This is a genomic window from Serratia marcescens (genome assembly GCF_006715005.1).
In the GTDB taxonomy this organism is placed as follows: Bacteria; Pseudomonadota; Gammaproteobacteria; order Enterobacterales; family Enterobacteriaceae; genus Serratia; species Serratia montpellierensis.
On record NZ_VFMJ01000001.1, the window covers coordinates 1,465,228 to 1,483,186 of the forward strand.

Annotated in this window: 28 protein-coding genes; 19 read left to right on the forward strand and 9 right to left on the reverse strand. The window is 56.5% G+C overall.

Going from position 1 to position 17,959, the window contains the following annotated elements; genetic code table 11:
* Positions 1–10 precede the first annotated feature (10 nt).
* From astB to FHU12_RS06945, 3 genes are all read left to right on the forward strand, one after another.
* The gene (astB, locus tag FHU12_RS06935) at positions 11–1,351 is read left to right on the forward strand and encodes an N-succinylarginine dihydrolase (protein ID WP_141968282.1); all 1,341 of its coding nucleotides are present in this window, start codon (positions 11–13) and stop codon (positions 1,349–1,351) included.
* A 10-nt stretch (positions 1,352–1,361) separates the two neighbouring features.
* Positions 1,362–2,345, forward strand: a complete 984-nt coding sequence (gene astE, locus FHU12_RS06940; RefSeq protein ID WP_141968284.1) for a succinylglutamate desuccinylase — start codon at positions 1,362–1,364, stop codon at positions 2,343–2,345.
* A 568-nt stretch (positions 2,346–2,913) separates the two neighbouring features.
* Positions 2,914–3,996: a porin gene (locus tag FHU12_RS06945; protein ID WP_141968286.1), complete on the forward strand. Its 1,083-nt coding sequence runs from the start codon at positions 2,914–2,916 to the stop codon at positions 3,994–3,996.
* Positions 3,997–4,075: 79 nt separating this feature from the next.
* On the opposite strand, the gene FHU12_RS06950 is transcribed toward FHU12_RS06945, so the two are convergent.
* Together FHU12_RS06950 and FHU12_RS06955 are read right to left on the reverse strand one after the other, a co-directional pair.
* Entirely contained in the window at positions 4,076–4,300 is a 225-nt protein-coding gene (locus FHU12_RS06950) for a biofilm development regulator YmgB/AriR family protein (RefSeq protein ID WP_033643403.1), read from the reverse strand.
* Positions 4,301–4,421: 121 nt separating this feature from the next.
* The gene (locus FHU12_RS06955) at positions 4,422–4,613 is read right to left on the reverse strand and encodes a YdfD/YebW family protein (protein WP_004934567.1); all 192 of its coding nucleotides are present in this window, start codon (positions 4,611–4,613) and stop codon (positions 4,422–4,424) included.
* 228 nt (positions 4,614–4,841) lie between these two features.
* On the opposite strand from FHU12_RS06955, the gene lysM reads away from it, so the two are divergent.
* From lysM to FHU12_RS06970, 5 genes are all read left to right on the forward strand, one after another.
* The gene (lysM, locus tag FHU12_RS06960; protein WP_016927389.1) at positions 4,842–5,288 is read left to right on the forward strand and encodes a peptidoglycan-binding protein LysM; all 447 of its coding nucleotides are present in this window, start codon (positions 4,842–4,844) and stop codon (positions 5,286–5,288) included.
* Between the two features lie 264 nt (positions 5,289–5,552).
* Positions 5,553–5,708 carry a hypothetical protein gene (locus FHU12_RS27095; protein ID WP_016927390.1) on the forward strand — a complete coding sequence of 52 codons (156 nt, stop codon included), beginning with the start codon at positions 5,553–5,555 and terminating at the stop codon, positions 5,706–5,708.
* A gap of 23 nt (positions 5,709–5,731) precedes the next feature.
* Entirely contained in the window at positions 5,732–5,896 is a 165-nt protein-coding gene (locus FHU12_RS27100) for a hypothetical protein (protein ID WP_164491940.1), read from the forward strand.
* A 107-nt stretch (positions 5,897–6,003) separates the two neighbouring features.
* Positions 6,004–6,945: a pirin family protein gene (locus FHU12_RS06965; RefSeq protein ID WP_141968288.1), complete on the forward strand. Its 942-nt coding sequence runs from the start codon at positions 6,004–6,006 to the stop codon at positions 6,943–6,945.
* Positions 6,946–7,371: 426 nt separating this feature from the next.
* Complete coding sequence (locus FHU12_RS06970) at positions 7,372–7,725, forward strand: DUF1304 domain-containing protein (protein WP_141968290.1); 354 nt, start codon at positions 7,372–7,374, stop codon at positions 7,723–7,725.
* 21 nt (positions 7,726–7,746) lie between these two features.
* Here the strand turns inward: FHU12_RS06970 and FHU12_RS06975 are convergent, their stop codons facing one another.
* Positions 7,747–8,133, reverse strand: a complete 387-nt coding sequence (locus FHU12_RS06975; RefSeq protein WP_004927697.1) for a helix-turn-helix domain-containing protein — start codon at positions 8,131–8,133, stop codon at positions 7,747–7,749.
* 446 nt (positions 8,134–8,579) lie between these two features.
* Positions 8,580–8,792 (reverse strand): YccJ family protein, encoded by a 213-nt coding sequence (locus tag FHU12_RS06980; protein ID WP_004927694.1) that lies wholly within the window; start codon positions 8,790–8,792, stop codon positions 8,580–8,582.
* Between the two features lie 184 nt (positions 8,793–8,976).
* Here FHU12_RS06980 and FHU12_RS06985 point away from each other — a divergent pair, with 184 nt between their 5' ends.
* On the forward strand, positions 8,977–9,216 hold the full coding sequence (locus tag FHU12_RS06985) for a DUF2766 family protein (RefSeq protein ID WP_141968292.1): 240 nt from the start codon (positions 8,977–8,979) through the stop codon (positions 9,214–9,216).
* A 40-nt stretch (positions 9,217–9,256) separates the two neighbouring features.
* Here the strand turns inward: FHU12_RS06985 and FHU12_RS06990 are convergent, their stop codons facing one another.
* A complete protein-coding gene (locus FHU12_RS06990; RefSeq protein WP_141968294.1) occupies positions 9,257–9,490 on the reverse strand; it encodes a YobH family protein in 234 nt (77 codons plus the stop codon).
* 176 nt (positions 9,491–9,666) lie between these two features.
* Between FHU12_RS06990 and mgrB the strand changes: the two genes are divergently transcribed.
* Both mgrB and FHU12_RS07000 read left to right on the forward strand, forming a co-directional pair.
* A complete protein-coding gene (gene mgrB, locus FHU12_RS06995) occupies positions 9,667–9,810 on the forward strand; it encodes a PhoP/PhoQ regulatory lipoprotein MgrB (protein WP_016927395.1) in 144 nt (47 codons plus the stop codon).
* 81 nt (positions 9,811–9,891) lie between these two features.
* Positions 9,892–10,170 (forward strand): YebO family protein, encoded by a 279-nt coding sequence (locus tag FHU12_RS07000; RefSeq protein ID WP_141968296.1) that lies wholly within the window; start codon positions 9,892–9,894, stop codon positions 10,168–10,170.
* A gap of 39 nt (positions 10,171–10,209) precedes the next feature.
* Here the strand turns inward: FHU12_RS07000 and fos are convergent, their stop codons facing one another.
* On the reverse strand, positions 10,210–10,617 hold the full coding sequence (gene fos / locus FHU12_RS07005) for a fosfomycin resistance glutathione transferase (protein ID WP_141968298.1): 408 nt from the start codon (positions 10,615–10,617) through the stop codon (positions 10,210–10,212).
* 170 nt (positions 10,618–10,787) lie between these two features.
* On the opposite strand from fos, the gene FHU12_RS07010 reads away from it, so the two are divergent.
* From FHU12_RS07010 to FHU12_RS07020, 3 genes are all read left to right on the forward strand, one after another.
* Entirely contained in the window at positions 10,788–11,090 is a 303-nt protein-coding gene (locus tag FHU12_RS07010) for a phage protein NinX family protein (protein ID WP_004927682.1), read from the forward strand.
* Positions 11,091–11,164: 74 nt separating this feature from the next.
* On the forward strand, positions 11,165–11,401 hold the full coding sequence (locus FHU12_RS07015) for a DUF4060 family protein (protein ID WP_004927680.1): 237 nt from the start codon (positions 11,165–11,167) through the stop codon (positions 11,399–11,401).
* Between the two features lie 174 nt (positions 11,402–11,575).
* Positions 11,576–12,937 (forward strand): amino acid permease, encoded by a 1,362-nt coding sequence (locus tag FHU12_RS07020; RefSeq protein ID WP_025303166.1) that lies wholly within the window; start codon positions 11,576–11,578, stop codon positions 12,935–12,937.
* Positions 12,938–12,982: 45 nt separating this feature from the next.
* Here the strand turns inward: FHU12_RS07020 and FHU12_RS07025 are convergent, their stop codons facing one another.
* Complete coding sequence (locus FHU12_RS07025) at positions 12,983–13,273, reverse strand: hypothetical protein (protein WP_025303165.1); 291 nt, start codon at positions 13,271–13,273, stop codon at positions 12,983–12,985.
* Positions 13,274–13,495: 222 nt separating this feature from the next.
* On the opposite strand from FHU12_RS07025, the gene FHU12_RS07030 reads away from it, so the two are divergent.
* The 4 genes from FHU12_RS07030 to cspE all read left to right on the forward strand — a co-directional run bounded on the left by FHU12_RS07030 (position 13,496) and on the right by cspE (position 15,578).
* Positions 13,496–14,530 (forward strand): MBL fold metallo-hydrolase, encoded by a 1,035-nt coding sequence (locus FHU12_RS07030; protein WP_141968300.1) that lies wholly within the window; start codon positions 13,496–13,498, stop codon positions 14,528–14,530.
* A 444-nt stretch (positions 14,531–14,974) separates the two neighbouring features.
* Entirely contained in the window at positions 14,975–15,142 is a 168-nt protein-coding gene (locus tag FHU12_RS27105; protein WP_185742283.1) for a hypothetical protein, read from the forward strand.
* A 68-nt stretch (positions 15,143–15,210) separates the two neighbouring features.
* Positions 15,211–15,327: a DUF2627 domain-containing protein gene (locus FHU12_RS07035; RefSeq protein ID WP_002211058.1), complete on the forward strand. Its 117-nt coding sequence runs from the start codon at positions 15,211–15,213 to the stop codon at positions 15,325–15,327.
* Between the two features lie 41 nt (positions 15,328–15,368).
* Positions 15,369–15,578: a transcription antiterminator/RNA stability regulator CspE gene (gene cspE, locus FHU12_RS07040; RefSeq protein ID WP_002221949.1), complete on the forward strand. Its 210-nt coding sequence runs from the start codon at positions 15,369–15,371 to the stop codon at positions 15,576–15,578.
* 52 nt (positions 15,579–15,630) lie between these two features.
* Here cspE and pgeF read toward each other — a convergent pair whose 3' ends face one another.
* Positions 15,631–16,347 carry a peptidoglycan editing factor PgeF gene (gene pgeF, locus FHU12_RS07045; protein ID WP_141968302.1) on the reverse strand — a complete coding sequence of 239 codons (717 nt, stop codon included), beginning with the start codon at positions 16,345–16,347 and terminating at the stop codon, positions 15,631–15,633.
* A 161-nt stretch (positions 16,348–16,508) separates the two neighbouring features.
* On the opposite strand from pgeF, the gene rlmA reads away from it, so the two are divergent.
* Positions 16,509–17,327, forward strand: coding sequence for a 23S rRNA (guanine(745)-N(1))-methyltransferase (gene rlmA / locus FHU12_RS07050; RefSeq protein WP_141968304.1), 819 nt, complete (start codon positions 16,509–16,511; stop codon positions 17,325–17,327).
* A 62-nt stretch (positions 17,328–17,389) separates the two neighbouring features.
* Here the strand turns inward: rlmA and mntP are convergent, their stop codons facing one another.
* Entirely contained in the window at positions 17,390–17,959 is a 570-nt protein-coding gene (gene mntP, locus FHU12_RS07055) for a manganese efflux pump MntP (RefSeq protein WP_141968306.1), read from the reverse strand.

Sequence of the window (17,959 nt, forward strand, 5' to 3'; positions counted from 1 at the left end):
GGGGATGAACATGTCAGGATATGAAGTCAATTTCGACGGTTTGGTGGGGCCGACGCACCACTATGCCGGGCTGTCGTTCGGCAACGAGGCGTCGACGCAGCATCAAAACAGCGTATCGAACCCGAAGCTGGCGGCGAAACAAGGCTTGTTGAAAATGAAGGCGCTGGCCGATCTCGGTTTCCAGCAAGGGGTATTGCCGCCGCAGGAGCGGCCGCACTTGCCGATGCTGCGGCGCCTGGGCTTCAGCGGCAGCGATGAGGCGGTGCTGGCGCAGGCGATGCGTCAGGCGCCGCGCCTGCTGTCGGCGCTCAGCTCGGCGTCGTGCATGTGGACCGCCAATGCAGCCACCGTATCGCCCTCGGCGGACAGCGCCGACGGCAAGGTGCATTTCACCGCCGCCAACCTGAATAACAAATTCCACCGCGCCATCGAAGCGGAAACCACCACCGCCGTATTGCGGGCGATGTTCAGCGACGATCGGCATTTTGCCCACCACGAGGCGCTGCCGCAGGTGGCGTTGTTCGGCGACGAAGGGGCGGCCAACCACAACCGTCTGGGCGGCGACTACGCCAAGCGCAGCGTGCAGGTGTTCGTCTACGGTCGGCAGGAGTTCGGCGGCGAAACGGCGCCGGCGCGTTACCCTGCGCGCCAGACGCGCGAAGCCGGCGAGGCGATCGCGCGTCTGCACCAGTTGGACGAACAGCATACGGTCTTCGTGCAGCAAAACCCGGCGGTGATCGATCAGGGCGTATTCCATAACGACGTGATTGCGGTCAGTAACCAGAATGTGTTGTTCCACCACCAGCAGGCGTTTTACCGCCAGCAGCAGGCGCTGGATGAAGTGCGCCGCAAGATGGCGACGCTGGACAGCGAGCTGGTGGCGATCGAGGTGCCGACCGAGCGCGTCTCGGTGGCGGACGCGGTGGCGACCTATCTGTTCAACAGCCAAATTCTTACCAAGCCGAACGGCAAGATGATGATCGTGGTGCCGGAAGAGTCGCGTCAGCACGTCGGCGTGTGGCGTTATCTGAACGACATGGTCGGCAGCGGCGGCCCGATCGATGAAATCCGCGTGTTCGACCTGCGCGAAAGCATGCGCAACGGCGGCGGCCCGGCCTGCCTGCGGCTGCGGGTGGCGCTTAACGAGCAGGAGCTGCGGGCGGTGAATCCGCGCGTGATGATGAACGAGCGGCTGTTCGCGACGCTGAACGAATGGGTCGATCGCCATTATCGCGATCGCCTGACGCAGGATGACCTGGCCGATCCGCTGCTGCTGCGCGAAGGGCGCGAGGCGCTGGATTCGCTGACGTCGATCCTCGGTCTCGGCTCCATTTATCCGTTCCAACGCTAAGGGAGGCGGCATGATCGATCTACTGCCCTTGACGCTGGAAGGGAACGAACCCGTCGAATGGCAAGGTGAAACCCCGCAGCTGCGCTGGCGCTGGCAGGGGGAAGGGGTGCTGGAGCTCACGCCGCGGCAGCCATACCGCCAGGCGATGGTGATATCGGCAGGCGTGCACGGCAACGAAACCGCGCCGATTGAACTGCTCAATCAGCTGGTCGGCGATCTGCTGGCCAGCCGCTTGCCGCTGACGGTGCGGCTGTTGGTGGTGCTGGGTAACCCGGCGGCGATGCGGGCCGGCAAGCGTTATCTGCACAGCGATATGAACCGCATGTTTGGCGGCCGCTACCGCAACTTCGCCGCCAGCGGCGAAACCGTGCGCGCGCAGCAGTTGGAGCGTGCGCTCGCCGCCTTTTTCGATGGCGAACAGGCGGCGCGTTTCCATTACGATCTGCACACCGCCATCCGTGAATCGCGTTTGCCACGCTTCGGCATTCTGCCCTTCCAGAAACGCCCGTACAGTGAGCCGATGTTGAAGCTGCTGGATGCGGCCGATCTGGATGCGTTAGTGGTACACAGTGCACCGGGTGGGACTTTTAGCCACTACTCCAGCGAACATCTCAATGCGGCGAGCTGCACGCTCGAGTTGGGCAAGGCGCGGCCGTTCGGCAGCAACGATCTGCAGCAGTTCGCCGCCATCGATCGCGCCCTGCGGGCGGCGGTCAGCGAAGGCGCCTTGCCGGTGCGTTCGGGCGACCCGATTCGGGTTTTCCGCGTGATGCACTCGTTGATTAAACACAGCGAGGATTTTACGCTGCACCTGGACGATGACACCGCCAACTTCACCGAACTGAAACCGGGCATGTTGCTGTGCGAGCAGCCGCAGGAGGACTATCGCGTGGGTCAAGAGGGGGCCTGGATACTGTTCCCTAACCCCAACGTGGCGTTGGGCCTGCGCGCCGGTATGTTGTTGAGCGAAGTTTCCCGCTCTACGCTGTATTGATTCATCTACGGCGGTGCCGTCAGCGCGCCGCCGTTATTCCCTTCATTATTTTAGCCTGCTAATTCCCGCTATTTAAATTGCCGTAAGGCGAGTTTTATTCGTCCCGAATGCGCGCCTTTATGCGAATGAATAAAAGGCGGTGTCAGATGATTAGCTGAAGGTCTTTATTGCCTGGTGAGTTTGTTAAGATAAAAATGTGAAATAAGTAACGTTTTTAATAACCATGCTAATATTGTTGTTACTTTTGAATCGTGCAGAAAGCAAACAAAACGAAACCAAAATGCACCAATTTGGTGCGTTGCACCATTTTAGTTATAAGTTATGTTATAAAAAATTCTTATATTCAATGGGTTATGTGTTTTCTTTTTTGAAATGTTTAGTTACAAATAAACATGCTTTCTCCTCGTTGTTTCATGAACTTTTTGATTTTAAGTTTTGATTCATGATGCTAATGTCACATCACCCCCGTATTAGGGGCACTCATAAAATACCAAAAGATAAAATCACAGCCCAAATTATAAATTGGGCGTGACGGGCAGGGTTCTAATTATAATATCTAGGAAAATAAATGATGAAACGCAGTGTATTAGCCTTAGCTGTCGCCCTCGGGGCAATCTCCTCCTTCGCCAACGCGGCTGAAATCTACAATAAAGATGGCAATAAGCTCGACCTGTACGGTCGCGTTGCCGCCAAACACGTTTTCAGCAAAGACAAAGGTGAGGACGGGGATAAAACTTACGTTCGTCTGGGCTTTAAAGGCGAAACCCAAATCAACGATCAGCTGACCGGTTACGGCCAGTGGGAATACCAGGTTGCTTCCAACCACGACGAAGCGCAGGGCACCACCGGCACCAAAACGCGTCTGGGCTTCGCCGGCCTGAAGTTCGCCAACTACGGTTCATTCGACTACGGCCGTAACTACGGCGTGGTGTACGATGCCGAAGCCTACACCGACATGCTGCCGGAGTTCGGCGGCGACTCCTACAGCTACACCGACAACTACATGACCGCGCGCTCCAACGGCCTGGCAACCTACCGCAACCGTGACTTCTTCGGTTTGGTGGAAGGCCTGAACCTGGCGTTGCAGTACCAGGGTAAAAACGACGGTGATGGCCGCAGCGTCAGCAAGCAAAACGGCGACGGTTACGGCATGTCTCTGGACTATCAGGACATCGGCGGCAGCGGCATCGGCGTAGCGGCGGCGTTCTCTGACTCCAACCGCACCAGCGCTCAGAAAGCGCTGCAGTACGGTAAAGGCGACAAGGCCACCGCCTGGACCACCGCGGTCAAATACGACGCCAATCAGGTCTACCTGGCGGCCATGTATGCCGATACGCGCAACATGACGCCGATCAGCGGCAACGGCGTTTCAGGCTTCGCCAATAAAACGCAAAACTTCGAAGTGGTGGCTCAGTACCAGTTCGAAAACGGCCTGCGTCCGTCCGTGGCTTACGTCCAGTCCAAAGGCAAGGATATTGAAGGGATTGGCGATGTCGATCTGGTGAAATACGTGGAAGTGGGCGCGACTTACTACTTCAACAAAAACATGTACACCTACGTCGATTACAAGATCAACCAGTTGAACGACGACAACAAACTGAAGCTGAGCACCGACGACATTGTTGCCGTCAACCTGACTTACCGCTTCTAAGTTTCCATCATTACCTTCATCCTGTGTCGGGATCGGTAATCAGGCAGGGCGCAAGCCCTGCCTTTGTTTTATCGGGAGTTCAGCCTTTGGGTGCCAACCCGACCAGTTCGATGGCGGAACGCAGTGCGGCAAAACGCTGCTGATCCTGCTCGCGCTCTATCTCTGTCACCAACTGTGAAAGAATATTGCCGCCGGATACCTTTTTGTGGTTTTTGATTAACTGCAACACCGCGTCGCCTAACGCCAGGCTGACGTTGCGCAGCAGAATTTCATATTGCTCGTTGGAATGAGCCGATGCTGACATGACCTTTCTCTGTCTCTCTTCTTCGGGAGCCGCAATTTAGCAAAACAGCGGCCTCATGCCTCGGAGGAAGACGAAGTTTCCGATGAAATCAGAAATTCCTCAGCATCGCGCGGGAAGGGGATCAAAAGTCTGAGTATTCGCTGGCCGGTAACCAAAAGCCGTCGATAAACTCTTCCATGGGATAACAGCCGGCGTGGCGCAGGTTCTGCTCTTTCATCGCCACCAGGCATTGCGGTTCATCGCGCAATATATCGACCACCATTTCACTGCAGCCGCCATCCAGATAACAGACAAACATCACCAATGCGTACATCGTTGCATGCCTCCTTCGTCGAACCGCCCTGTAGGCAACAGTGTAGGTAAAAAAGCGCGATTTTTCAGCATCATTGCGTGATAAATCGCCATTGAGACGCTGCTGACGGCACTTTCGGAATTCTCTAACCATTTCTGACGCCGGGAGCGGATGGCATATCCTTTTGACGATGCTAAGCTTAACAAGCCTTACTTCAATGCATCAGTGCAACCATCAAAAGGAGTGAATATGGGCTTGTTTAACTTCGTCAAAGAAGCGGGCGAAAAACTGTGGGACACCGTCACCGGCAATGCCTCCGCCGAAGATCAAAGCGCCAAACTCAAGGAGCATCTCGATAAGAGCGGCCTGCCGGGCACCGACAAAGTCGATGTGCAGGTGGTCGATGGTAAAGCGGTGGTGACCGGCGATGCCGTCAGTCAGGAGCTGAAAGAGAAGATCCTGGTGGCGATCGGCAACGTGGCCGGCATCAGCGGCGTGGAAGACAAGGTGGCGGTGGCGCAATCCGACGCCGAGAGCCGCTTCTACACCGTGAAGAAGGGCGATACGCTGAGCGCTATCTCCAAAGAGATGTACGGCAACGCCAATTTGTACAACAAGATTTTCGAAGCCAACAAGCCGATGCTGTCGAGCCCGGACAAGATCTATCCGGGTCAGGTATTGCGTATCCCGCAATAATCTGTCTCTCTGCCAGAGCCCGGTTGCGTACCGGGCTTTTTTTTGTCCTCTGTAATCGCCATCTCTTATTTCCCTGCGACCTCAATGCCGGTTACATTTACGCTGTGTACCCGCTCGCTCGCCGGCAGGCACGGTGTTGACCCTGATGGGGAAAGTTGATAGCGTCATGCCCCGGTTGAGGCCGGAACGCCCAAGGTGGTAACGTTAACGCCTTATACTGAGGGGCCTTTTGCCCCGCCCAACAGCAATGCAGCAGTTGAACGAGTGAAAACTGATTTAGTGAAACAACAGCGTAACGCCTCAACGGATAAAAACTATCGAGAAACCTTGGGTGATGCGCAATTTGCTATCGTCGTGTTGGCGGTGGCGTCCTGCTCACTGATTATCTTTACGCTGGCGGTCACGCTGTGGGTGACCTGACGCGATTAACTAGGGGAGATAAAATGGAGCCTAATCTCCATGATGAAACCAAACTGCTGGCGATTATCGGCCTGTTGGTTTCCGTGCTGCTGGTGGTATCAATTCTCTTTGGCGTGACCTATTTCTCCGATCTCAGGCACGCACACGACGATGTTGACATCAAAAGCTGCTATATCAAAGCGTCCTAATCCGCGCAAATATGCCTGAGCGCCGCCGCTCTATGAGGTGAACAGTCCTGTGTTAAGCTGGGACGGTTATCCCTTGGCGAATCGGCGCCATTCAGGAGGTCTTTGCGATGAGTCAGTCCCGTCCTACGCTCTCTTCACCTTCACGCGAGTGTCCCGTCGTTGACGGCGTGCGCCAGATCCAGCGTATTGCCGTGCGTAACGCCGAAGTGGGGGGCATTCCGATCAACCGCGCGCTGCCAACCCGGGAAAGGCGTACCGTCGGTGCCTGGTGTTTTCTCGATCACGCCGGGCCGACGGTATTTAACGGTACCTCGCCCGGCATGGATGTGGGGCCGCATCCGCACATCGGTCTGCAAACGTTCACCTGGATGATCGAAGGCGAAGTACTGCACCGCGACAGTCTCGGCAGCGAGCAGGTGATCCGCCCGGGCCAGGTCAATCTGATGACCGCCGGGCACGGCATCGCACATACGGAACAGTCGGTGGGCGAACAGCGGCGATTGCATGCCGCACAATTATGGATTGCGTTGCCGGCCGAACATGCCGATATGGCCCCGCGTTTCGATCATTACCCCGACCTGCCGCAGTGGCAGAATAACGGCGTGAATCATCGTTTGCTGGTCGGGGAATTTGGCGCTTATCGTTCGCCGGTATTTACCCTCTCGCCATTAATTGCCATTGATATGGAATGGCAGGAAACGGCGACGGTGCAATTGCCGCTGCGCGATGACTATGAAATCGGCTTTTTGCCCCTGATGGGGGCATTCGAACTTAATGGTGAAACCTTTTCACCTGACGAATTTGCCTATTTGGGCATGAGAAATAACTCTATTGAGTTAAATGCACAGAAGGGCAGCCGGGGATTATTAATTGGCGGCGCACCGTTAAACGAAGAGATCCTTATCTGGTGGAACTTCGTTGGCCATACCAAGGCTGAAATTACTCGGGCCCAGCGTGATTGGGAACAAGGGACGTCGCGTTTTCCGCCGGTGAGCGGTTATTCCGGCGAGCGAATGACCGCGCCACGCCTGCCCTGGAGCGATGTTTGATAGCGTTAGGATATAATCGCCGCGATTATTCGGCTTATTTCGCTCTAATAAGCCGAAATTACTGTGATCGCGGCTCCAGCTTTACCACAGAATAAGGTTTATCGGCAGAACAGTGATCTGGCGCATATAATGACAATGAGAAGAAGTTTAGGATAATCCTCAGGAAGTCAGGTTGTCTCCCGTTAGTCAGATGTCAGTGAGGTCATTATGAGCCAGGTACTCTATCGTGCAAGACTGTCCCATGTCGTGATTGCCACGGCGCTGTTTTGGGTCTCTGTCGCGGCATTGTTGGTCGCCGTATTAAACTAACCTCAAAAAATGACTCCTGCATAAACCCGCTTCGGCGGGTTTTTTTATCGCCATTGTCTGACGATAGGGGCTACGCGCTTATACTTAATGGCATCTTCAATAAGCGATAGGACAATCATGAAGCTGTTTGCCGATATTTTGCTGTTGTTCATTGCGGCGCTCCACCTGTATATCCTGGTATTGGAAATGTTCCTGTGGCGCACGCCGCTCGGCAGACGCGCATTCGGTACGACGGCGGAATTCGCCGCGGCCACGCGGGTATTGGCCGCCAATCAGGGGCTGTACAACGGTTTTCTGGCGCTGGGACTGGCATGGGGCTACTGGCGCGAGGACATGGCGATGCAGCTGTTCTTTCTCGGGTGCGTGTTGGCGGCCGGGGTGTTCGGCGGGCTGACCGCCAGTCGCAAGATCCTGTGGGTGCAGGCGCTGCCGGCCTTGATCGCGATGCTGGCGGTATGGGGGACACGTTAACCCGCCGGTTTACGGCGGGCGTCAGGCGGATTTTTGGTGAATGACATGCAACGGCGGGTCGATGTGCAGATCGACGCTCAAATCCTGGCGGAAATCATAAGGCGTGATATTAAAACGCTTTCTGAACATGTAGGTGAAATGGGACTGTGAGCCGAAGCCAAAGTCCAGGGCGATATCGAAGATCGACGCTTCACTGCTGCGCAGTTGGTAAACCGCGCCGGCCAGGCGGCGTTCGCGAATGTATTTGCCCAGCGAAATCCCTGTCGCTTCTTTGAACAGCTTCTGCATGTGCCACAGCGAGTAGCCGGAGTACTCGGCCAGCTCTTCGAGATGGATCACTCGTCCAAGGTGAGTTTCGACCCATTTGCTGAGGGCGCAGACCAATGAGAGATGGTGTTCTTGTATCATCAGTGCGTCAGTGTGAGATCTACATAGCGGTGAAGTATACACAACTTGCCGCCGCGGACAAAAACGCCGCCGGTGACGGGGGCAATTATTCGGAAAAACCGTTCAACCACAGCTTGTCAGTAGAAAGGAAAAACGGCTAATCTGAGACTGTCGCCGCCGCGGTGGGTGACGCGGAGAAGGCCACAACAAGTAACCGCCAAAGCAGAGTCAGCCGTAACAACTCAACGTTGATGGGGTGATCGCATGTTAATGACAGTGATTATTACTCTGGTTGTAATCGTGGGCGTCGGCGCTTTTATGGCGATGCCGGTGATGAGCATGAAAAATGCGGAAGGTGTGGGAGGTGAAGAACCGTGAGAGCAAGAGACATTGCGCGCCGCTGAGCGGGGCGATCGCTAATCGGGAAAGCCTGGGTCAGAAACCCGGGCTTTTTGTTGTGTAGCCACTCAAACGTTTTTGCGCTCGACGGTTTCCTCTCCCCAATAAAGCTGATCGGCGGTGGTTTTGGCAAAGGCCTTCTCCAGCGCTTCGTCGCTGCCTTCTTCCCAGATCTTCTGTGCCAACACTTCGTCGTTCCCTGCCAGTTCAAAAATAGCTTCGGCGATTTCCACCGAAGTTTCACGCACTGTCGCCCAGGATTTCACATTGTGATTCGCCATAACTTTCTCCTGTTGGTTGTGGCTTACGGGTGGCTTTTGCCACCGTCATGCTGCAAGTATAGGCTAATCCACCACGGGCTTTTGCCTGGCGGTGCGCAGAAGGGGGAAAAAGGCGGGGAGAGCGGGCAATGGTGCAGGCGGCGTGCTATTCTGTGCGGCGTTTGAATCAAGAGGAAAAGTTATTATGTCTGACATGCTGAGCAACGAGCAGGAACTGGCTTCCGATCTGGTCGCTTGCCAACTGGTCATCAAACAGATTCTGGACGTTATCGACGTGATTGCGCCGACCGAAGTGCGCGACAAGATGGCGGGTCAGCTTAAAAGCATCGATTTCTCCACGCATCCTGCAGGCGCCGATCCGGTGACCCGCCGGGCGATTGACAAGGCGATTGCGCTGATCGAGTTGAAGTTCACCCGCAGCTGAGGCGGGGCCGCCGCAGAGCGGCGGCGTCGGACGGTGGCGGTTAATCCACCACCGTTTCGATTTTCTTGAACAGCGGGCAGTCGGCTACGCCGATGAAACCGTTGTCGCCATTGACGTACTGGGCGATCGCCACATTGCGCGCCGTCAGGTATTTGCACTGCAATCCCAACCCGCCAACGTTCTTGTTGCTGCCTATCAGCACGCCGTAGCCCGAGATCAAAAACCCACCGTAAAAGACCGCCAACACCACTACCCACTTAATCAATCTGCTCATTGCGCTTCCTCATTATCCCTGAGGGTTCATCTAGCCATGACCGGCGCGCGACGACAAGGGTAACAGTCTGAAAACCGGACGATAGCCAGAAATCTAAACGACAAGTTAAACTTCGTTTAACTTCGCTGTGATAACATGCGCGATAGATTACCCAGATAACAATGAGGCTGCTAAATTTGTTGCGAAAAAAAATCCTCGTGATAATGACGGCCGTCGCTGCCTGCCTGTTTTTCTACCTGTTGGCGCTGGACAGTTATTGCGACGATGGCGGAAACTTTGCGCTGGGCATCTGCTCGGTAACGCGCTTCGTGCCCTGGTAAGCAATTTTTGGCAGGGATGTTCGCACGGCCGTCGCGAGTGTTAAGATGGCGGCCTGAATGTCGCAGTAGATAGGGTTGTCCATGTACGATTTAGGTTTTGGCCAGAACGGCCTGTTGTCGCTGGCCCTCGCCGCCGTGGCGTTACTGGCCGGGCTGTGGGTTTGGTTTCTGGTGAACCGCGCCAGCGTGCGCGCCAACGAGCAGATTCGTCTGCTGCAGGAGATTGCCGAGCAACAACGCCAACAAACGGCGCTGTTGAAACGTCTGGCGCACCGCGCTCGCGCTGATGGCGGCGATGCTGCTGACGACGACGATCTCAGCCCCGCGCTGGATTTCAAAGGTTTTATCCCCGAACGTTGAGCATGATGCTCCGGCCGGCGGCAGCGCCGCCGGAGTGCCTCAGTAAAACACCATTCCCTGATACGGTTTTTCCCGGCATGCCGCCAGGCGGCTGGCCAGATCGCCGACATGGATCTCCAACTGGTGTCCGTCAGGATCGAGAAAATAGAACGATTCGCCTTCGCTGCGATTGCTCTTCCACTCTTTGACGCCGTTCTGGCGCAGCCGCGCGCTGACCTGCTCAATGTGCTCCGGCGCTGCGCTGAAGGCGTAATGGGTGTAATCGCGCGCGCTTTGCTGCGCCCGGGCCTCATCCCGCGACAGACACAGCCACAACGCTCCCAACGAAAGATAAGCGCCGTCTTGCCAGCGGGCGTGCGGGGTAAACCCCAACAGATGACGATAAAATTCGAAGCTGCGATCGAGATCGCTGACGGCAAGCGTCAGGTGATTGAGGCCAGTCAACATGCATGCATTCCCAGGGCGTTGAACAGAGGGAAAAGTGTACGCAGGCGCTGGGGAAAGATAAAGAGGGCAAAGCATTAGTAGAGATAATGTGAAAACCGGCGACGCTGTCATAAAACTGTCGTACAGACATCGTAATGTAGCGCGAACCTTACGAAAGATGGATAAAGCCGATGATTAAATGGTACGAAGAAAGCGATGCCGAAGTGAACCGCAGCATCGCGCTGCTGACCGGAGAGAACCCGGACAAGTGGTATCCCTACGGTGGCGTGAAAGGTAAAGATTACTGCAAGAATCCCTCCGATGCCTGGCCGATCATTTGCGCCAACAAAATCAGTCTTAACCCCGATAACCAAAGCGACAGCCCGCAATGGCAGGCGCGCATGAGCACCCAGGGCGGTGAATGGCAGGCGGACAGCGCCAGCCCGCTGCGCGCGGCGATGATCTGCTTTCTGATGAGCCGGCAGGCTAACTGATTCGAACAATACCGGTGATTGGTAAGAGTTTCTCCTTTTTCTAATAACAGAGCTGTCGTTGGCGGAGGCTGTTTATGAAGCGCATTATCAAAGGTGATAAAAACTTGTCTCATCTGGTGATTGCCCATGCGGCGATCGATCGTCATGCCGAAAGCTTCGGCCAGCGCCGTCAGGGCTGGCCCTCGACCTACCTGATAAAATATCAAAACGATCGCGTGGCGGTGGAAGTGGTCACGCGTAGCCAATCTTATGTCGCCACGCTGATGATCGGCGCGCGCAACCTGACCAAACTGTGCGGAATGCCTGGCTAAACGCTGCCTTATCCGCTTTCTCACGGTAAAAAAATCGCGCTCCGGCCTGTCGTCTAGGGGCGCTTCTCCTTGATGCTCACGGGGTTAAGTGTTAAAAAGCCGCCCGCAGATACATTTATTGATTGGTGAAATCTTGGCCGATAACGGCAAGGGTGTATGCCATATGAGGATGAGATGGGCGGTCAGCATCAGGATACCCCGCTAAAACGCGGTTTAAAAAACAGACACATACAGCTTATTGCCCTCGGGGGCGCCATCGGTACCGGTTTATTTCTCGGCATTGCGCAAACCATCAAAATGGCCGGCCCCGCCGTGCTGTTGGGCTACGCCATCGGCGGCTTTATCGCGTTTTTAATCATGCGCCAGCTGGGCGAAATGGTGGTTGAAGAGCCGGTCGCCGGATCTTTCAGCCACTTTGCCTATAAATATTGGGGCGATTTCGCCGGTTTCCTTTCCGGCTGGAACTACTGGGCAATGTTCATTTTGGTCGGTATGGCGGAATTGACCGCCGTCGGCATCTACATTCAGTACTGGTGGCCGGAAATCCCCACCTGGGCCTCCGCCGCGCTGTTTTTCGTGCTGATCAACCTGATTAACCTGGTGAACGTGCGCCTGTACGGCGAAACCGAGTTCTGGTTCGCCATCATCAAAGTGGTGGCGATTGTCGGCATGATCGTGTTCGGTGCCTGGCTGTTGGCCAGCGGCAACGGTGGCCCACAGGCCAGCATCACCAACCTGTGGCAGCAGGGCGGCTTTATGCCGCACGGCTTCTCCGGGCTGGTGATGGCGATGGCGGTCATCATGTTTTCGTTCGGCGGGCTGGAAATGGTCGGCATCACCGCGGCGGAAGCCGCCGACCCGCGTCGCAGCATTCCCAAAGCCACCAATCAGGTGGTGTACCGCATTCTGATCTTCTATATCGGCTCGCTGACCGTGCTGCTGTCGCTCTATCCGTGGGGGCAAGTAGTGGAGGGCGGCAGCCCGTTCGTGTTGATCTTCCATGCGCTGAACAGCAATCTGGTGGCGACCGTGCTCAATGTGGTGGTATTGACCGCCGCGCTGTCGGTCTACAACAGCGGCGTTTACGCCAACAGCCGCATGCTGTTCGGGCTGGCCAGCCAGGGCAACGCGCCGCAGGCGCTGACGCGTGTGAATAAACGCGGCGTGCCGGTGCTGTCCATCGCGCTGTCGGCGTTGATTACCTCGATCGGCGTGCTGATTAACTACCTGATGCCCGGTAAGGCGTTTGAGCTGCTGATGGCGCTGGTGGTTTCAACGTTGGTGATCAACTGGGTGATGATCTGCCTGGCACACCTGAAATTCCGCGCTGCCAAGAACCGTCAGGGCGTCATTCCCAGCTTTAAGGCGCTGTGGTATCCGTACGGCAACTACCTGTGCCTGGCGTTCCTCGGCCTGATTCTGGTGATTATGTATTTCAGCGAAGGGATCCGCATTTCGGTGTTGCTGATGCCGGTGTGGATTGCGGTGCTGTGGTGCGGGTTTATGCTGACGCGCCGTAAAGGCGCCAAGCGCTAAACGGTATGCAGCGGAGGCGTAGTCTGCGCCTCCGCGTTTTTCTCGTCAGCCGCGCGGCATAAAGGCGCGTCCCTCAGCGTGACCCCGCCCCAGCAGTTTCCGGCACAGCAGCAGCAACGTGCTGATCACATCGATGGCCACCACGCTGAGCATCAGCAGGGTCAGCATGAAAAACCCGAGCAGCGAACCGCCCAGCAGGACCAGTGGCGCCGGTACGCGCAGACGGCGCAGCTTCATGGCGAAATACATTTTCCAGTATTGCTTCTGCGCCAGCAGCGCGCTGCGAATACGGCGCCCCAGGCTTGAGCCTGATTTGCGGGATGTAGAACGACTCATAACTTCTCCTTTTCTGTATGCCCTACAAGTCAATCACAAAGATCTTAAGAGAGTCTTAACGGGCTCTTGGCGGCCCTGGCAGTCTCACCGGAGTGAGACACCAGCATACGGCAAAAGGTCCCGCAATGCAGCGCACGGCTGATGAAGTGCGAGCTTCATCGGATTTGTTACACTGAAAGTCACGCCCGCGCAGGGGGCGCAGCGGTCAGGAGAAGGGACTGGATGAAGAGAATCAATCGTTATTACGACGCGGCCAAGGCGCATCACACGCCGGAGGGGTTTCGCAACCCGGAACCTTCGCGGCGGCAGGAGGGCGACCTGCAGCGTTGGCAGGATGAACGCAAGCGGCAGGGGCTGCCCAAGCCGCCGCAGCAGGGGTACGCGCAATTTACCGAACGCTGGTGGCAACCCGCCGATCTTAGCGGCAGCGATGACAGCATCTGGTGGCTGGGGCATGCCTCTATGCTGCTGCGGCTGAGCGGCCGCTATATCCTGATCGATCCGGTGTTGTCCGAGCGCGCCTCGCCCCTGAGCTTTTACGGCCCGAAGCGCAGAACGCCGGCGCCGCTGACGGTGGAGCAATTGCCGGCGGTGGATGCGGTGCTGATCTCCCATAACCATTATGACCACCTCGACAGGCGCACGGTGCGGCAATTGGCGCGACGCTTCCCGCTGGCCGAGTTCGTCGTGCCGCTGGGATTGAAGCGCTGGTTCCGCCGCTATCGGCTGAAGGTGCATGAACTGGACTGGTGGCAGAGCCTGTCATTGGGCGAACTGACGGTCTACGCCACCCCGGCGCGGCACTGGAGCATGCGCACGCTGTGGGATCGCAATCGCTCGCTGTGGTGCGGGTGGGTGATCCATCATCCGGCGCTGCGGTTTTATTTTTCCGGCGACAGCGGTTATTCGGAACGACTGGCGGAGATCGGTCAACGATTGGGGCCGTTCGACGTGGCGGCGCTGCCGATTGGCGCCTATGCGCCGCGCTGGTTCATGCAGGAGCAGCATATGGATCCGCAGCAGTCGGTGACGTTGTATCGCGAGCTGAACCAGCCGCGCGCCATTCCCATCCATTGGGGGGTATTCGAACTGGCGGATGAATCGCTGGACGAACCGCCACAGCAGCTGAACCTGGCGCTGAACGAGGCGGGGCTGGAACAGCATCAATTCCACCCGTTGAAGATTGGCGAGCGCATCGCATTACAGGACTCGGAGCCTGCGTTAACGAATGAGCCGGCGGCGCAGCGGGCGGAATAAAACCAACGGTTTGAAAGCGCGGCTGTAATTAGCAGAATTGATAAGCATGGGTGGTGATTCAAATAACCCCTCTGTTTTCAGGATTTAATTCAACGTTGAACTTTCTTTATGGATAAGATTATTCCGGCTATTGGGGTTAACGGCATTCGGATTATTTATGATGAAACAACAGGCCAGCGGGAGATGCACCAGCGCGTTGCATGCTTATGCATCCGTTGTGCCGGGCGGGGCGTCATCGCTCGCCCGGGCGCTGCTCCTGCTCGCGCGGTTTGGCGGTAGCGTTGAAGGTTGATGATGATGCGCTTTCCGGCGGTAAATGGTCGGAGCAGCGATGAATAAATTGGCCCCCGTTCATCGATATTCAAATGTTGCATATCAAATTCCATAAAGATTCAAATTTTTTAACGCTATAAGCGGCAAAAAAGCGGAAATGACGAGACGGGCATGCGACAAAACGATGAAAGTTTTGTTAAAACTCCACCAGAATGCGGGGTCTGGCGCGGTGGTTTTGGCAAGCAGAAAATAGCCGATGCTTCAACATCTTTTAGCCTATTTAAGCAAATGTGGCTCTCGACCGTTTCAAATATGTGCGACATGTCGTTCAGTGATTAAAAATGGCTTGCCATCGCATACAGAGTATGTGATAACGCATCTGGGTAAAACGAGGTACAGTTCTGTATATGTGTGGCATTTTCAGTAAAGAAGTTCTGAGTAAAGACGTTAGCGTTGAATACCGCTTCTCTGCCGATCCTTATCTTAGTGCCTCAAGCAGTAACGACTCTAGTTTGTCTATGTAACGCCCTCGGGCGGTTTAAACAATCCAAAGGAAATACTCAAGATGGCAAAGATCAAAGGTCAAGTTAAGTGGTTCAACGAGTCTAAAGGTTTCGGTTTCATCACCCCGGCTGACGGCAGCAAAGACGTGTTCGTACACTTCTCTGCAATCCAGGGTAACGGCTTCAAAACCCTGGCTGAAGGCCAGAACGTTGAGTTCGAAATCCAAGATGGCCAGAAAGGCCCATCTGCAGTAAACGTTACTGCTATCTAATCAGCGTCAGCTGTACAAAAAGCCCGCCTTTGCGCGGGCTTTTTCGTTTCCGTTATCCGGCGGCGATGACGATGCCGGCATACTGGTTGCGGCCTTTGATTCCCGGATGCGTCGGATCCTGCGTGCGCCGATGGCTGTTGCGGCGATAGCTGGTGTATTTGAAGCGCTGTGGCCGCTGCGGGTCGATATCCGGCGTACAGATAGTGCAGCTGCCTGCGCGGTCAACGGCAGCGAAGCCGAGCGCCGTCAGCTTGTATTCGGCAATCGCGGCCAGATCCAGATGCCGATAATGCGGGCTGATCAGCGTGGCGGGCAGCGGCAGGCGCTGTTTAAAATTCTCCACCAGCGCTTCATCGACTTCGTAGCAGCACGGGCCGGCGGCGGGGCCGATAGAAACAACCCAATCGGCGGTGTCGCCGTCCTGGCGAATGCGGGCCGCCATCTGTTCCAAAATACCGTCCAGCAGCCCGCGCCAGCCGGCGTGTACCGCCGCGATGGCGCTGCCGTCGCGGCGGCTGAACAGCACCGGCAGACAGTCCGCCGTCAGTACGCTGAGCAGAATGCCGGGCTGGCGAGTGTAGAAACCATCGGCTTCACCGCACGCCTGCGCCGGTTGCAGCACGTCGACGATGCGGGTGCCGTGTACCTGCTTTTTTTCCGGCAGCGTGGCGCTGTAGGGCAGCAGATGCCCTGGCAGCAGCGCGAGTTTGCTGCCGAAGCCGTGCTGAATGTGAGGCACCGCATCGAGCAGCGCGGAACGATCGCTCATAAGTTATTTTCACCTGCGTGAGAAAACAGACTCTCAGTGTAGCCAGCTTTTTCCCCGCTTGGCCAGGCGTTGTTGGCGGCGAAAGCGAGCGGGGATGCGCCTTGCATCAAACCGGCGCCTTCTTTAGACTAGCCGCGCCCTGTCTTTCTGGAAGCCCATTCATGTCTTATCAATGCCCCCTGTGTCATCAACCGCTGCATTTTTCATCACAACACTGGCGTTGCGACGGCAATCATCAGTTCGATCAAGCCAAAGAGGGCTACGTCAATCTGCTGCCGGTACAGCACAAGCGATCGAAACAGCCGGGAGACAGCGCGGAAATGATGCAGGCACGGCGTGCGTTTCTCGACGGTGGATATTATCAACCATTGCAAGAGCAGGTGGCCGAGTGGCTGGATTTGGCGCTGGCAGCCGATGCAGGCGCGTTATTGGACATCGGCTGTGGGGAAGGGTATTACACCGCCGCCGTAGCCGCACGGCTGGCGCAGGCGCGCAATATGGCGGTCTATGGGCTAGACGTCGCCAAGGTGGCAATCCGCTATGCCGCCAAACGTTATCCGGCGGTCTCGTTCTGCGTCGCCTCCAGTCACCGTTTGCCGTTCGCCGACGGGGCGCTGGATGCGGTCTTGCGCATTTATGCGCCTTGCAAGGCGGAGGAGTTGGCGCGGGTAGTGAAGCCGGGTGGCGTGGTGGTGACGGTTTCGCCGGGCCCGCGCCATCTGTACCAGCTGAAAGAGCAGGTCTACCAACAGGTGCAGCTGCATGCCGAGCAGGACGAACAGTTCGCCGGATTCGACTGCGAGCGTAAAGAGGCGCTGGCCTATACGATGACCCTACCGGGTGAGCAGGCTGCCAATCTGTTACAGATGACGCCGTTCGCCTGGCGTGCCACGCCGGAGGTGCAGCAGCGGTTGGCCGAGGGCGGCGAGTTCGTGTGCGAGACGGATTTCGTCCTGGCGTTGTACCGACGTCGCGCCTAAGGGACCTTGAACTCAAAAACAAAAAAACCTGCCGCGGCAGGTTTTTTTGCAGAGTCATCGCCTCAGGCCAGGTAGCCGAGGTGCTCCAGCAGAATGTTGACGCCGATACCGATCAGCACCACGCCGCCAAGGATCTCGGCGCGTTTGCCGAGCAGCGGGCCGATAAAGCGGCCGATCATCATGCCCAGCGTCGCCATGATCATGGTGGCGCAGCCGATGGCCATCGCGGTATGCACGATGTTCACCTGCAGGAAGGCCAGACCGACGCCGATGGCCATCGCGTCGAGGCTGGTGGCGATGGCGGTGGCGACCAGCAACCAGAAGCCATGACGTTTGACCTTCTCTTCTTCCTCGGGCTTGTTACGTACCCCTTCGACGATCATGCGCATGCCGAGAATGAACAGCAGCGAGAAGGCGACCCAGTGGTCCCATTCCATGATGTATTGGCTGGCGAACAGGCCGATGGCCCAACCGATGAGCGGGGTGATCGCTTCGACCACGCCGAAGATCAGGCCGGTGCGGATCGCTTCGCGGAAACGGGGTTGATGCAGGCTGGCACCTTTGCCGATCGACGCGGCGAAAGCATCCATGGACATGCCAAAAGCGAGAATGAGTGTTGCTGAAAGGTTCAT

Coding starts and splice junctions, on each gene's coding strand:
- astB (WP_141968282.1), top strand. CDS start 11: ATGTCAGGATATGAAGTCAATTTCGACGGTTTGGTGGGGCCGACGCAC.
- astE (WP_141968284.1), top strand. CDS start 1,362: ATGATCGATCTACTGCCCTTGACGCTGGAAGGGAACGAACCCGTCGAA.
- FHU12_RS06945 (WP_141968286.1), top strand. CDS start 2,914: ATGATGAAACGCAGTGTATTAGCCTTAGCTGTCGCCCTCGGGGCAATC.
- FHU12_RS06950 (WP_033643403.1), bottom strand. CDS start 4,300: ATGTCAGCATCGGCTCATTCCAACGAGCAATATGAAATTCTGCTGCGC.
- FHU12_RS06955 (WP_004934567.1), bottom strand. CDS start 4,613: ATGTACGCATTGGTGATGTTTGTCTGTTATCTGGATGGCGGCTGCAGT.
- lysM (WP_016927389.1), top strand. CDS start 4,842: ATGGGCTTGTTTAACTTCGTCAAAGAAGCGGGCGAAAAACTGTGGGAC.
- FHU12_RS27100 (WP_164491940.1), top strand. CDS start 5,732: ATGGAGCCTAATCTCCATGATGAAACCAAACTGCTGGCGATTATCGGC.
- FHU12_RS06965 (WP_141968288.1), top strand. CDS start 6,004: ATGAGTCAGTCCCGTCCTACGCTCTCTTCACCTTCACGCGAGTGTCCC.
- FHU12_RS06970 (WP_141968290.1), top strand. CDS start 7,372: ATGAAGCTGTTTGCCGATATTTTGCTGTTGTTCATTGCGGCGCTCCAC.
- FHU12_RS06975 (WP_004927697.1), bottom strand. CDS start 8,133: ATGATACAAGAACACCATCTCTCATTGGTCTGCGCCCTCAGCAAATGG.
- FHU12_RS06980 (WP_004927694.1), bottom strand. CDS start 8,792: ATGGCGAATCACAATGTGAAATCCTGGGCGACAGTGCGTGAAACTTCG.
- FHU12_RS06985 (WP_141968292.1), top strand. CDS start 8,977: ATGTCTGACATGCTGAGCAACGAGCAGGAACTGGCTTCCGATCTGGTC.
- FHU12_RS06990 (WP_141968294.1), bottom strand. CDS start 9,490: ATGAGCAGATTGATTAAGTGGGTAGTGGTGTTGGCGGTCTTTTACGGT.
- FHU12_RS07000 (WP_141968296.1), top strand. CDS start 9,892: ATGTACGATTTAGGTTTTGGCCAGAACGGCCTGTTGTCGCTGGCCCTC.
- fos (WP_141968298.1), bottom strand. CDS start 10,617: ATGTTGACTGGCCTCAATCACCTGACGCTTGCCGTCAGCGATCTCGAT.
- FHU12_RS07010 (WP_004927682.1), top strand. CDS start 10,788: ATGATTAAATGGTACGAAGAAAGCGATGCCGAAGTGAACCGCAGCATC.
- FHU12_RS07015 (WP_004927680.1), top strand. CDS start 11,165: ATGAAGCGCATTATCAAAGGTGATAAAAACTTGTCTCATCTGGTGATT.
- FHU12_RS07020 (WP_025303166.1), top strand. CDS start 11,576: ATGGGCGGTCAGCATCAGGATACCCCGCTAAAACGCGGTTTAAAAAAC.
- FHU12_RS07025 (WP_025303165.1), bottom strand. CDS start 13,273: ATGAGTCGTTCTACATCCCGCAAATCAGGCTCAAGCCTGGGGCGCCGT.
- FHU12_RS07030 (WP_141968300.1), top strand. CDS start 13,496: ATGAAGAGAATCAATCGTTATTACGACGCGGCCAAGGCGCATCACACG.
- FHU12_RS27105 (WP_185742283.1), top strand. CDS start 14,975: ATGCGACAAAACGATGAAAGTTTTGTTAAAACTCCACCAGAATGCGGG.
- FHU12_RS07035 (WP_002211058.1), top strand. CDS start 15,211: ATGTGTGGCATTTTCAGTAAAGAAGTTCTGAGTAAAGACGTTAGCGTT.
- cspE (WP_002221949.1), top strand. CDS start 15,369: ATGGCAAAGATCAAAGGTCAAGTTAAGTGGTTCAACGAGTCTAAAGGT.
- pgeF (WP_141968302.1), bottom strand. CDS start 16,347: ATGAGCGATCGTTCCGCGCTGCTCGATGCGGTGCCTCACATTCAGCAC.
- rlmA (WP_141968304.1), top strand. CDS start 16,509: ATGTCTTATCAATGCCCCCTGTGTCATCAACCGCTGCATTTTTCATCA.
- mntP (WP_141968306.1), bottom strand. CDS start 17,959: ATGAACCTTTCAGCAACACTCATTCTCGCTTTTGGCATGTCCATGGAT.